Origin of the sequence: Marivita sp. (assembly GCF_965656765.1) — a bacterium.
Taxonomy (GTDB): Bacteria; Pseudomonadota; Alphaproteobacteria; order Rhodobacterales; family Rhodobacteraceae; genus Marivita.
This window is the reverse complement of sequence record NZ_CBFHLV010000005.1, coordinates 1-12757: the sequence shown is the minus strand read 5'-3', so window position 1 is coordinate 12757 and position 12757 is coordinate 1. Positions and strand designations below refer to the sequence as shown.

Genomic DNA, 12757 nt, shown 5'->3' with positions numbered 1-12757 from the left:
CATCAAAGAGAGAAGCGCACATGAAACGGTCACGCATCAACGATATCCTCCGTGAAGGTGACGCGTTTATCCGGTCCTTTGGCTATACTTTGCCGCCATTTGCCTATCTGTCGCCGGAAACGCTGAAAACCAGTGACCACACTGAAATCAAAGCCCGGCGGATGGGTTGGGATATCACGGACTACGGCAAAGAAGCCTTTGATGACATGGGGCTCTTCTTGTTCACCACGCGGAACGGCCTGAATGCTGATTTGGGCAAGAAAAGCGCCATGCTCTATGCGGAAAAAATAATGATTTCGCGTGACCATCAACTAAGCCCGATGCATCGGCATGACATCAAAGTCGAGGACATCATCAACCGCGGTGGGGGCGTGTTAGTGATCGAACTGTTCATGGCTGACGCGGATGGAGGAATAGACCGTGATTCCGAAGTATCCGTAATGGTCGATGGCACCATGCGCAGCCTTCCCGCCGGCGGTCATCTCAAGCTCAATCCAGGTGAGTCAGTGACGCTTTTTCCCAACAATTGGCATGCTTTCTGGGGCGAGAAAGGCGACGTGCTGATTGGTGAAGTATCAACCGTCAATGACGACCTGACCGACAACATATTCGAACACCCAATTGGGCGGTTTTCCAATGTCGAGGAAGACGAAGAACCACTGCGCCTGCTGGTGTCGGATTACGACACACACCTCTAAGCGCTACGGCCCTCTAAACGCAAAACGCCCCACCAATTGGCAGGGCGTTTCTGTCATGTGACAGGCGTGAAGTTACGCAAACCACCAACGCTCGATCATACGCGAACTGTCCATCTGGAAGACATTACCGACGGTGCCAGAGTTGGTCAGTTTGGTTGAATGCGCGTCAACATAGTTGGCGTACATCGGAATGACGGTGCCGCCTTCTTTCGAGACCAGCATCTGCATTTCGCGGTACTGTTCGCGACGCTTGTCACTGTCAAGCTCTGCGCGTGCGGACAGCAGCAGCTCTTGGAAGCGTGCGTTTTCCCAACCCGAGTCGTTCCACGGCACACCTGCTTCGTAGGCGGTCGAGAACATCCAGTCCTCGGTCGCACGACCAGACCAGTAGCACGCACACCACGGCTTTTTCAGCCAAACGTTCGACCAGTAACCGTCATCCGGTTCCTGAACCACGTTGATGTCAATGCCTGCAGCCTTTGCAGACGCCTGATACAGCTGTGCAGCATCAACAGCACCCGGGAAGGCCGCGTTGGCGGCGGACAGATCAACGGACAAACCATCCATACCTGCTTCTTTCAGCAGCGATGCCGCTTTATCGGGGTCATAGGCGTTCATCTCAAGATCATCCGCGAAGTACTGGTTCGCCGGTCCAATCGGGTTGTCATTGGCAACCGCACCATGACCCAAAAGAATCTTGTCGACCAGTTCCTGACGGTTGACCGCGTGCTTTAGCGCCTGACGAACCTTGAGGTTGGTAAACGGATCGACATTTGTCAGCATCGGGAAGGTAAAGTGCTGGTTGCCCGTCACTTCGAAGATGTTGATCATCGGGTTGGCGCGCATGAGTGGCTCTGTTTTAAAGTCAACGCGGTTCACTGCATCAACCTGACCGGTCATCAGCGCGTTCATACGAGCCGAGGAATCATTGATCGCAATCATCTCGACGCTGTCGAACCAACCTGCATCACCGTCTTTATAGTGACCATCGACACGGCTCAGCAAAACGCGCACGCCGGGGTCAAAGCTCTCAACCTTGTAGAGACCTGTGCCAATACCCTGTGCAATCGCCTCTTCGATCTGGCCCGCGGGGAAGATGCAAATGTGATAATCAGACAGCAGGAACGGGAAGTCGGCGTTACCAGCCTTGAGCGTGAATTTCACCTCGCTATCGCTTACCTTGGTCATTTCCGAGATGTTTTCGACAATCGGCTTGGCTGCAGATTTCGCACCTTCTGCAGTGTGCATCTGGAGCGATTCGAGAACGTCATCCGCGCCGAACGCTTTACCGTTGTGGAACGTCACGCCCTGACGCAGCTTGAACGTCCATGTGACAGCGTCAGCCGACGCTTCCCAGCTTTCTGCAAGCTCACCAATCAGTTCACCGTTGGCCGCCACTTGGGTCAGACAATCAAAGACCGCACCGTGACCGGCCATGATCATAAAGCTGTCCGAGTGTGTCCGGCTGTCCCAGCTGTCCGAGGTGTTCGCCCCGGCCAAACCAAGGCGCAGTGTCCCGCCGCGCTGTTGCGCGCGCAGGGGCAGGCCGCTTGCCGCCAGAACACCGGCAGCCGCGCCGGTCTTAAGTAGTCCACGTCTTGAAATGCGAGTCATCATCTTCTCCCTGTTTTTTTCGCGGTGTCGTTCCGCCTTGCAGTCCTTTTTGGACCGATTCTCATGACATCTTACCAACAGCCGCGTCGCCGATGTTATCAACTCCGCGTTCATTGAGCAGATTCGTAAGCCAGTCCGGATCCATTTCAGGAACTGAACTGAGCAACAGATCGGTATAAGGGTGATGCGGCGGCACAAACATTTCCTGTTTGGGGCCTTGCTCCACCACTTTTCCCTCTTTCATCACGACAACTTCGTCAGCGATCGCTTTGACCGTCGCGAGGTCATGGGTGATGAACATATAGCTGAGTTTGAGGTCATCTTGTAGTCGCGCCAGCAACTTCAGAATGCCCTCTGCAACAAGCTGATCAAGCGCACTTGTGACCTCGTCACAAATAATGAATTTCGGCTCTGCCGCGAGGGCACGTGCAATGCCGATGCGCTGCTTTTGACCGCCAGACAGTTCGCTTGGCAACCGGTCTATATATTCGGATGCGGGCAGTTCGATTTCATCCAAAAGCTCTTCCACCCGGCGGCGCTTCTGCTTTCCGGTGAGGCCCATGTAAAACTGAACCGGACGACCGATAATTTCGCCAATTGTCTTGCGCGGGTTCAACGCCGTATCCGCCATTTGGTAAATCATCTGCGCCTGTCGCAACTGATCCTTGTTGCGCTGCTTATAATTTGCAGGAAGCGCTTGACCGTCGAATTCAATCGTTCCAGTCGTCGGCGGCAAAAGCCCCGTGATACAGCGCGCCGTGGTGGATTTGCCAGACCCGGACTCGCCAACAACCGCAACGGTTCGACCTTCGTGAATATCAAAGCTGACGTCATGCAGAACCGGGATCTTGCCATAGGCCGCCGATACATTCTGCACTGACACCACCGGCGTTGCACTGGTCTGTACAGCAGGTTTCTGCGGGCGTTCAAATGCGCGCACTGCCCAAAGGCTTTTGGTGTAATCTTCTTTCGGCTCTGACAACATCGTGCGCGTGTCAGCCTCTTCAACTTCGTCGCCCTTGAGCAAAACCTTGATGCGATCCGCCATCTGCGCCACGACGGCAAGGTCGTGCGTGATGTAGATCGCAGCTGTGTCGAATTGCTCAACGATATCGCGGATCGACGCCAAAACCTCGATCTGCGTCGTCACATCCAAAGCTGTGGTTGGTTCGTCAAAGATGATCAGGTCGGGCCGGCACGACATCGCCATCGCCGTCATCGCGCGTTGCAGCTGACCACCGGACACCTGATGTGGATAGCGAAAGCCGATCTCTTCAGGATTAGGCAGACGCAGCCGCCGATACAGCTCGATCCCATCCTCGGTGCTTTCAGAGCGCGACATCACGCCATGCTGTACAGGGCTTTCTGTATGCTGGTCGATCAGCTTATGCGCCGGATTAAAGCTGGCTGCGGCAGACTGCGCGACATAGGCGATCCTTTTGCCCAACAATTCGCGTTTCGTCGCCGCCGACGCCGAGATCAGGTCAATCCCATCAAACATCACCGACCCTTTGGAGATGCGCACACCGTCGCGGGTGAAACCCATCGCGGCCAAGCCAAGTGTCGATTTACCGGCACCGGATTCCCCGATCAGGCCGAGGACTTCGCCTTTCTCCAGAGAGAGGCTCGCCCCGTTGATGATCGGTGACCATGTTTCATCGCTGCGGCCTTCGATCCAAAGATCACGGATTTGGACAAGCGCGCTCATTCCTTTAGTCCCGAACTTCGGTGCAGCATCCAATCGACCACAAAATTCACTCCAACCGTCAACAATGCAATCGCACCCGCAGCCAATAGCGGCAATGCAGCTGTCAATGGAGAGAACGCTGCAAAGTTGATGAATTGCGCACTATCTCTCACCATAGTGCCCCAGTCGGCCAAGGGCGGCTGGATGCCAACACCCAAAAACGAAAGCGATGCAATCGTCAGAAACACAAAACAGAAACGCAATCCGAATTCCGCGAGCAACGGCGCGGTCGCGTTCGGCAGGATCTCTTTGAAGATCAGATATGACAGACCCTCACCGCGTAACTTGGCCGCCTCGATGTAGTCCATCACAACGATGTTGAGCCCCACCGCTCGAGCCAAACGGAACACACGTGTGCTGTCGATAACGGCAATGATCAGGATCATATAGATCGTAAGTAGCCACCGTTCTGATCCAGCCCATGCACTGGCAATGGTCATCAACAAGAGCGCAAAGATGAGTGACGGAATCGCCATCAGAACGTCGACCGTCCGGCTCAGAACTTGATCAAGCCACCCCTGCAAAGTCGCGGCAAGAAACCCAAGGGAACCGCCTAGAAAGAACGCCAGACAAGTCGTGACAAATGCGATTCCAACCGTGTTCTGCGCGCCGTAAATCAGTCGGCTCAAAAGATCTCGACCGATTTGATCCGTTCCAAGTGGATGCAGCGGGTCACCCCCTGTTGCCGCGTTCCCGCCGGGCAAGACGTTCACCTTGGCAAAGATCTCTTCTTGACCATGTGGTGCGAGCCATGCAGCAAAGATCGCCGTAAAAGCGTAGAGGATTACAACCAAGACGCCAAAGCTTGCCGTGAGTGGCATCTGGCGGAACATCTTCTTGGTGCCCGCCGTTCCAACGGTGCGACCCAGAATGCGGAACACGTAGGCTGCAATCGCCGCCATGATAAAGAACTGAACCGCCCACCGAAAAAACACGACCCCAGCGTTCGGAACGCCTGCATCATTCTGTGTCGGTTGAAAGAAATACCAGACCGAAAACAGCAAGAGGCTCGCGCCCAGGACATAACCGAACGCAACCGCATAGGGCATATCGCGAAAGGTTGGGGCGTTTGCCGTGGCTTTCTGGCCTACGAACCGAAAGGCCCAGCCCAAAGTTGCGATACCGATCAATAGCAAGGCCAATGTCAGAAGCGTGCTCATTTCGGATGCCTCAGACGGGGATTGGAGAGGATCGACAGAATATCCGCCAAAAGATTCAGAAGGATATACGCCGCCGCAAAGATCAGACAGCAGGCCTGAACCACAGGGATGTCACGAATTTTCACACTGTCGACGAACAGCTGGCCAATGCCGGGGTAAACGAACACCACCTCAACCACGACAACACCGGTGATCAGATACGCAAGATTGAGTGCAATCACGTTGATGATCGGCGCAAGGGCATTCGGGAGCGCGTGTTTGACGATCACCCGCATTGGCGACATGCCCTTGAGCCGCGCCATTTCAATATAGGGTGACGCCAAGAGATTAATGATCGCTGCGCGGGTCATGCGCATCATATGCGCCGTCACGACAAGAGTCAGCGTCAGCGCAGGCAGCAGCGTTTTCTCAAGCCTTTCACCAAAGGACATGCCCTCAAAGATGTTCGACAGCGAAGGAAGCAACGGGTTCAGCACGGCAAGGAAGAGGATCAAAACGTATGCCAGAAAAAACTCGGGCGACGAAATGGAGGTAAGCGTCGTCACGTTGGTTGCACGATCAAACACCGAGTTTCGGAACAAAGCGGCCAAAATGCCCAGCGTCAGCGAAACCGGCACCGCGATACAAGCTGTCACAGCGGCAAGGAACATCGTGTTGGCAAATCTTGGTGCAATCTGTTGCGCGACGGTCGTACGCACGCCGCTGTCAGCGCCGACAAAGCTTGCAAAGTTCGCCTGCGCAAAGGAATTGCCCAAATCGCCCTGAAGCGCGCCGCCAAGCCATTGGAAATATCGGGTGATCGGAGGCTGATCGAGGCCCAAATCCTTGCGGATTGCTTCAACCGCTTCGGGCGTCGCTCCTTGGCCAAGAATAGCTTGGGCGAAATCACCGGGAAGCATGTTTACCGCTGTGAAGATAACGATGGAAACAACGAACAGCGTGAGAAGTCCAAGCGCAAGCCGCTGCAAAATGATGCGAATGACAGAATTCAACGTCTCGGCTTAGCCTTCGTTACCCTAGTTGCATACGTTACCAACCGGGGACGACGTGTAAACATCTAATAGAATTTAAATGTTAAGCCGTTGATATACTGTCCATTATGCGGACAAGCTCGGCGCTGATGCCGGGCTCGGACAGGGCATGACCGGCATTCCGCACCATGCGCAGGTCACACTCGGGCCACACCCGCGCCAGTTCCCAGGCCCGCACAGGGGGGCAAATCATGTCATATCGGCCTTGAACGATCGCCCCGGGAATACCCGAAAGCCGATCCATGTTCTTGAGGATCCAGCCATCTTCTTCGAGAAACCCGTTGTTGATAAAATAGTGGTTCTCAAGCCGCGCAAAGGCCCGCGCGTAGTCGCCTGGCGACTCGCCTCCGGACCCGCTGGAGTAGACTGACGCCAAAGCATTTTCCCAAGCTGACCATGCCCGCGCAAACCGCGTTTCGGTACGTAAGTCACCCGAAAAAAGCCGTCTGTGATACGCTCCAATCAGATCGCCACGTTCGTCTTCGGGTATCATGTCGACAAATCGTGCCCAGGTCTCCGGCCAAAACTGCCCGGCGCCACCGCCATAGAACCAATCCAGTTCTGCGTGTGTCATGGTGAAAACACCGCGCAGCACCAAATGTGCCACCCGCTCCGGGTGACTGATGCCATAGATCAATGCGAGTGTGGCACCCCAACTGCCGCCGAAAACGATGAACTTATCAATCCCCAACGTTTCGCGGATCAGCTCGATATCAGCGACCAAATCCCATGTCGTGTTGTTGGTGACACTGGCATGAGGCCGCGACCGTCCACAACCGCGCTGATCAAACAGCACCACACGATACACTTTGGGATCGAAGTAGCGCCGCATAGATGGACTGCACCCGCCACCCGGTCCGCCATGGAGAACAATCACCGGAATTCCGTTTTCCGCTCCGCATTGTTCGACATACACGGTATGCCCATCCCCAACCGACAGCATACGCTGGTCGAAGGGGTCAATGGGGGGATAAAGGTACTGCACTGCGCGCTTTTGGCTCGGGAATTTATCCATACCCAATCTATATTGGCACCAAATACCAAAAGACCATGGGGAAATGTTCCATGACAGCCACGACAACCGTTGATCCGTCAGAAATTGCCAAGTTCGAGGCGATGGCCGCCGAGTGGTGGGACCCCAACGGCAAGTTTAAACCGCTGCACATGCTCAACCCCTGCCGTCTTGATTACATCACATCCCAGATCGCAGCAGAGTTTGATCGGGACCTTTCGCAAGCGCTACCATTCACCGGGCTGCGCATCCTCGATATTGGTTGTGGTGGCGGTTTGTTGTGCGAACCAATGGCCCGGTTGGGTGCAACGATTGTCGGTGTCGATGCCGGCGGCAGCAACATCCCGGTGGCGCAAGCGCATGCCCAGCAATCGGGCTTAGACATTGACTACCGACATACCACCGCAGAAGCGATGGCAGACGCTGACGAACAGTTTGACGTCGTTCTAAACATGGAAGTGGTCGAACACGTTGCTGATCCGCTGGCTTATTTGACCGCTTGCCAACGGCTACTGAAGCCCGGTGGGCTGCACCTGTGTTCCACGATCAACCGCAACGCCAAAAGCTTTGCAGCAGCCATTGTAGGCGCGGAGTTCATCATGCGCTGGTTACCAAAAGGCACGCATGACTGGGCCAAGTTCATCACCCCGGACGAACTATATGACCTGCTGCGGCAAGCAGGGTTGGACCCGGTTGATCGCAAAGGCTTCCAGTTCAACCCAGTGTCCTGGAAATGGAGCCTGTCGGATCGCGACCTGAGCGTGAACTACGTAACTGCGGCGTTGAAACCGGAGTAAGCCAATGGCCTAGGATCGCGGGTCTGGAGCTTCCAGCTTGACCCGCAACTCTCGCAGCACCGGGATCGCGGCCCGCACCTTGGTTTCACCCAGCTCTTGGACCATCTCGTTGATCAAGGGCGTGATCGCTGCAATCGCTGCATCACGCGCGGCAAGTCCAGCAGGACTGATTGACACTTGCTTGCGCCGCGCATCATCCCAATCAGGCCTGATGTGCACGTAGCCTGCCGCCTCAAGCTTGCCTAGGGTGTTGGTCATCGCGCCACGCGTCACGTGAAACGCCTTGGCCAATTGCGCAGGCGTCTTCTCAGACCCACCGCGCGCCAGTTGGTTCAGCACAGAAAAATGTGAGATTTCCATCTTGTTGGGCAGCACCCGCGTCAACCGATTGCGGAGCAACTGATCTGCGGTCAACAATTCACTAAAAAGCGAAATGGCAAGGGGACTGCTATCACTCATGAAGGCCCAGTAAACTCTCTATCATGCTGTAAAGACGGAATTTTCTGTCTGGCTTTTGCCACGTCAGACAGATCAAGGTCAACAAGGTGAACGCCAGATTGCATACCCGCATCCAAAAGCACTTCTCCCCAAGGCGAAATGGCCAGAGAATGCCCATGCGTGGTGCGCGCCCGACCTCGAACCGCTGAATGCGCGCCGCCCTGCGCCGGAGCAAGCACGAAACACCCGGTCTCGATCGCCCGCGCCCTGAGCAACTGCTCCCAGTGCATAGGACCGGTCGCAGGCGAAAACGCAGCAGGTACCGTCAAGATTGCGGAACCAGCCTGTGCAAGCGTACGATAGAGATAGGCGAACCGTACATCATAGCAGATGGTCATACCAATTATGCCAAAGGGTGTGCCCACCGTCACCGCACGGTCTCCCGGTTTAAACCCGGCGGACTCCTTGTAGGTCTCGGTCTCGGTCACCTGAACGTCAAACATATGCAGCTTATCGTAGTGTGCGGCAATCGACCCGTCCGGAGCGATCAAAAAAGACCGGTTCAGAAAACGTTCCTCGGGTGGGTCGGCCTTAAGAGCAAGCGACCCGATCAACACCCACACTCCCAGTCGCGCAGCATCGTTCTGCAGGCCAGCGAGCGTCGGATCATCAAGTTGATGATGCAAAACGGATCTCTGATGCGTCCGGCTGTTGCTGACGCAATTGGTAACCTCGGGCGTGACGATCAACTCGGCCCCATCCGTAGCGGCGTTCTGCACAAGCTCTGACGTGATCCTCAGGTTATCCAAAGGGTCATCCGAAGACGTTAATTGCAGCAACGCAGCCCGCATAGCCGTCAGGCCGCCAGAAGCGGATCAAGCTTACCCGCCCGATCCAAAGCGTACAGTTCGTCACATCCGCCGACATGTGTTTCGCCAATAAAGATCTGCGGCACGGTCCGCCCGCCATTGGCGCGTTGGATCATCTCGGGCTTGCGATCCGGATTGGACAGCACGTCGATTTCAACAAAGCTTGCGCCCTTTTGTGTCAGCAGGCGTTTCGCAGCATGACAAAAGCCGCAAAGTGGTGACGTGTAGATTTCGATAGTTTGCATAGTGTTTCCCCTACGGTGATTGTCGGGGATCTAAGCACCCTTTGCAACGCGCGCCAGAACCGTGACATAAATCTCTCGGCACTGTGCTGAATGACACGCCAATGCACACGCAGCGAGCGTTGCGCCTGATGTCATAACATCGTCGACCAGCAGGATCGGCCTATCGCGCAATATCGCAACCCTTTCTGCCTTGACCGATATCGCGTCCGAAAGCTCTGCAAACCTTGCATCGCGCGATTTGCCGTCCAGCGATGGGGTCCGACGATTGCGAAACAGCCCATCTGGGCAAAACTCAAGCTCACATCGCACCGCAATCGCCTGCGCCAAGAGCGCGGACTGATTGTATCGACGGCGCAATAGCCGAACCAAATGCAGCGGGACAGGTACAACAAGCGTGTCGCGCGGCATGTCCTGTGGCAGCGCGCCAACCATCCAATCCGCGGCTGTTGGAACTATATCTTGCCGATCCCCGTGTTTGAGGCCGAGAACCAACCTGCGCGCCACACCTTCATAGCGCAATGGCGCACGTCCCTTGATCCAGGGTCGACCCAATTTCAGGCAATCATCACAATGCACTAGATGGTCAGATGTGCCCGGCAAAGCGGTACCACAAAGATCACACACCAGACCCGTGATGAACGGGGTATCCGCGAAACAGGCGGCACAAATGCCGTTGTCTTGCTCGACCAAGCCGCCACACGCCAAACAGCGAGGCGGGTAGATCATGCGCAGCACGGTTTGCAATCCTATCTGGAGCATCCTATCTGCCCCTCATGTCCGAAGCTCCGATCCTGTTTGACCGCACCGCCCTCGCGCGGAACCGAACCCGCGCTTTGCAGCAGCCCGCACTGTTTCTGCACGAAGAGGCGCGCGATGATGCTCAGGATCGCTTGTCTTTGGTTAACAAAACCTTTCAGTCGCCTGCGATTGTGACGCCTTTCCCGCAGGTTTGGGCCGCTGCGTTTGGAAATAGCCACATCATTCAAGACAACGACGTGCTCGACCTGACAGAAGGGACACATGATCTGGTGATCCACGCGATGGGGCTGCATTGGGCCAACGATCCCGTCGGTCAAATCATCCAATGCCGCCGCGCGCTCAGGCCGGATGGGCTTTTACTGGTGCAAATGCTGGGTGGGCAAACGCTTCACGAATTACGCGCAGCACTGGGGCAAGCCGAAATCGAAGTCACCGGCGGTCTATCGCCACGCGTGGCCCCAATGGGCGAAATCCGCGATCTTGGCGCGCTATTACAACGCGCCGGGCTTGCCTTGCCCGTAGCGGATAGCGCTGTCCTGACGACCAGCTATGCGACGCCGTTGCATCTGATGCACGATCTGCGCGCGATGGGCGAAGCGAATGTGCTTTCCAGTCGCAGCAAGCATATTACCCGCAAAGACGTGTTTCTGCGCGCGATGGCGCTTTATGTTGATGCTTATTCCGAACTCGAAGGCCGGGTGAACGCGACCTTCGAGTTGATCACGCTCACCGGTTGGGCACCCGATGCATCACAGCCTCAGCCGTTACGCCCCGGTTCTGCTGCGCAACGGCTTGCAGATGCGCTGAACACGGTGGAAACACCGCTCAAAGATTGACCTGACCCAGATAGAGGTTAGTTAGCCCGTTAAACTAAGGTAAGGATGCAGGCCCGATGTTGGACGCAACAAAAACAGCACAACGCCCGACACATTCTCCGACAGACCACCCGAAGGTGTCGGCAGAGCGTGTCGGCATTCTTTTGGCCAATCTTGGCACACCGGACCATTATACCTATTGGCCCATGCGCAGGTATCTAAACGAGTTCCTGTCAGATCGCCGGGTAATCGACTACAGCCCGTGGCTTTGGCAGCCACTGTTGCAGCTTATTATTTTGACCAAACGTCCGTTCAGTTCAGGTGAAGCTTATAAATCGATCTGGAACGAAGATCAGGGTGAAAGCCCGTTGATGACGATCACCAAGGATCAGACCGCAAAGATCACCAAAACCATGCAAGACCGCTATGGCGATCAGGTTATGGTCGATTTTTGCATGCGATACGGAAACCCTTCGACCAAATCCAAGGTCCGCGAGATGGTCGAGGCCGGATGCCGCAAGATCCTGTTTTTCCCTCTCTATCCACACTACGCGGGCGCAACATCGGCAACGGCAAATGATGAGTTCTTCCGCGCGCTGATGGATGAGAAATGGCAGCCCACCGTGCGCACGGTCGACCCCTATTACCAACACCCGATGTATATCGAAGCTTTGGCGCAATCCATTGAACGCGCCTATGACAAGATAGAAAAGCGTCCCGACATCCTCGTCTGCTCCTATCATGGAGTTCCCAAGCGATATCTGCTCGAAGGCGATCCCTACCACTGCCAATGTCAGAAAACGACGCGCCTGCTGAAAGAACGGCTGGGTTGGGATGATTCTGACATCATGACGACGTTTCAATCCAAATTCGGGCCCGAAGAATGGCTCAAGCCCTATACTGTTGAAGAAGTCGCACGCCTTGCCGAAGAAGACGGTAAGAAAAACATCGCAGTCTGCGCGCCAGCTTTTTCAGCCGACTGCATCGAAACGCTGGAAGAGATCAACGAAGAGATCAAGGAAAGCTTTGAAGAGGCAGGTGGCGAGCATTTCACTTATATTCCGTGTCTCAATGATGACGATCCACACATCGCAGCCTTGTCGGCTGTCATCGAAGAGAATCTGAACGGTTGGCTCGAATGATCGGGCCGACCTGAACGGCCAAAACAAAAAAGGCGGTGCTGATGCACCGCCTTTCTCGTTAGTATAATCCGCCGTGGATTAGTCAGATGCAGCAGCAGCCAGCAGGGCGATAACGACCAGCGGGATGATGAGACCTGCGGACGAGGAGCTTGCTGCGGCTTCTTCAACCACAACTACCGGCTCCATCATCACGTCGTCTTTAGCGTAAGAACCGGCCATTGCTGTCGAAGCAGCACCAGCGAACGCAGCGGCGAGAACGAGTTTCTTCATATTAACCTCCAGATATTTGCATGTCGGCGCGCAAAAGCATCACACGACAGGCACCCAAGACTTACCTCGTAAGACTGTCTAATCAGTATATAGCGGCAAATGCAAACCTATCTTATCGCTCGACTTTCCGGCTTCGTCGGTATGTCGTCAAATTAGCAAC

14 protein-coding genes are annotated in these 12757 nt (G+C 55.3%); 4 read left to right on the top strand and 10 right to left on the bottom strand.

Annotation, left to right across the window (positions count from 1 at the left end; genetic code table 11):
* Nucleotides 1–20 precede the first annotated feature (20 nt).
* Nucleotides 21–698, top strand: a complete 678-nt coding sequence (locus ACTG4M_RS02745; RefSeq protein ID WP_439122104.1) for a D-lyxose/D-mannose family sugar isomerase — start codon at nt 21–23, stop codon at nt 696–698.
* A 72-nt stretch (nt 699–770) separates the two neighbouring features.
* On the opposite strand, the gene ACTG4M_RS02740 is transcribed toward ACTG4M_RS02745, so the two are convergent.
* The 5 genes from ACTG4M_RS02740 to pip all read right to left on the bottom strand — a co-directional run bounded on the left by ACTG4M_RS02740 (nt 771) and on the right by pip (nt 7265).
* Nucleotides 771–2312: an ABC transporter substrate-binding protein gene (locus tag ACTG4M_RS02740; RefSeq protein WP_439122103.1), complete on the bottom strand. Its 1542-nt coding sequence runs from the start codon at nt 2310–2312 to the stop codon at nt 771–773.
* 61 nt (nt 2313–2373) lie between these two features.
* Nucleotides 2374–4020 (bottom strand): ABC transporter ATP-binding protein, encoded by a 1647-nt coding sequence (locus ACTG4M_RS02735; RefSeq protein ID WP_439122102.1) that lies wholly within the window; start codon nt 4018–4020, stop codon nt 2374–2376.
* Nucleotides 4017–5219: an ABC transporter permease gene (locus tag ACTG4M_RS02730; protein WP_439122101.1), complete on the bottom strand. Its 1203-nt coding sequence runs from the start codon at nt 5217–5219 to the stop codon at nt 4017–4019. The genes ACTG4M_RS02735 and ACTG4M_RS02730 overlap by 4 nt, the downstream gene beginning before the upstream one ends.
* Complete coding sequence (locus ACTG4M_RS02725; protein ID WP_439122100.1) at nt 5216–6211, bottom strand: ABC transporter permease; 996 nt, start codon at nt 6209–6211, stop codon at nt 5216–5218. Before ACTG4M_RS02725 ends, ACTG4M_RS02730 begins: the two co-directional genes overlap by 4 nt.
* Nucleotides 6212–6293: 82 nt before the next feature.
* Complete coding sequence (gene pip / locus ACTG4M_RS02720; protein ID WP_439122099.1) at nt 6294–7265, bottom strand: prolyl aminopeptidase; 972 nt, start codon at nt 7263–7265, stop codon at nt 6294–6296.
* Between the two features lie 50 nt (nt 7266–7315).
* On the opposite strand from pip, the gene ubiG reads away from it, so the two are divergent.
* A complete protein-coding gene (ubiG, locus tag ACTG4M_RS02715) occupies nt 7316–8059 on the top strand; it encodes a bifunctional 2-polyprenyl-6-hydroxyphenol methylase/3-demethylubiquinol 3-O-methyltransferase UbiG (RefSeq protein WP_439122098.1) in 744 nt (247 codons plus the stop codon).
* A 9-nt stretch (nt 8060–8068) separates the two neighbouring features.
* On the opposite strand, the gene ACTG4M_RS02710 is transcribed toward ubiG, so the two are convergent.
* Genes ACTG4M_RS02710 through ACTG4M_RS02695 form a run of 4 tightly spaced genes read right to left on the bottom strand, consistent with a single transcriptional unit; the run spans nt 8069 to nt 10370 of the window.
* Nucleotides 8069–8518 (bottom strand): MarR family winged helix-turn-helix transcriptional regulator, encoded by a 450-nt coding sequence (locus ACTG4M_RS02710; RefSeq protein ID WP_439122097.1) that lies wholly within the window; start codon nt 8516–8518, stop codon nt 8069–8071.
* The gene (locus ACTG4M_RS02705) at nt 8515–9348 is read right to left on the bottom strand and encodes a carbon-nitrogen hydrolase family protein (protein ID WP_439122096.1); all 834 of its coding nucleotides are present in this window, start codon (nt 9346–9348) and stop codon (nt 8515–8517) included. The genes ACTG4M_RS02710 and ACTG4M_RS02705 overlap by 4 nt, the downstream gene beginning before the upstream one ends.
* A gap of 5 nt (nt 9349–9353) precedes the next feature.
* Nucleotides 9354–9611, bottom strand: coding sequence for a glutaredoxin 3 (gene grxC / locus ACTG4M_RS02700; RefSeq protein WP_439122095.1), 258 nt, complete (start codon nt 9609–9611; stop codon nt 9354–9356).
* Between the two features lie 30 nt (nt 9612–9641).
* Nucleotides 9642–10370 (bottom strand): ComF family protein, encoded by a 729-nt coding sequence (locus tag ACTG4M_RS02695; RefSeq protein ID WP_439122094.1) that lies wholly within the window; start codon nt 10368–10370, stop codon nt 9642–9644.
* A gap of 14 nt (nt 10371–10384) precedes the next feature.
* Here ACTG4M_RS02695 and ACTG4M_RS02690 point away from each other — a divergent pair, with 14 nt between their 5' ends.
* Nucleotides 10385–11206 carry a methyltransferase domain-containing protein gene (locus tag ACTG4M_RS02690; protein WP_439122093.1) on the top strand — a complete coding sequence of 274 codons (822 nt, stop codon included), beginning with the start codon at nt 10385–10387 and terminating at the stop codon, nt 11204–11206.
* A 56-nt stretch (nt 11207–11262) separates the two neighbouring features.
* Entirely contained in the window at nt 11263–12327 is a 1065-nt protein-coding gene (gene hemH / locus ACTG4M_RS02685) for a ferrochelatase (protein WP_439122092.1), read from the top strand.
* Between the two features lie 78 nt (nt 12328–12405).
* Here the strand turns inward: hemH and ACTG4M_RS02680 are convergent, their stop codons facing one another.
* The gene (locus ACTG4M_RS02680) at nt 12406–12597 is read right to left on the bottom strand and encodes a ferrochelatase (protein ID WP_439122091.1); all 192 of its coding nucleotides are present in this window, start codon (nt 12595–12597) and stop codon (nt 12406–12408) included.
* Nucleotides 12598–12757 lie beyond the last annotated feature (160 nt).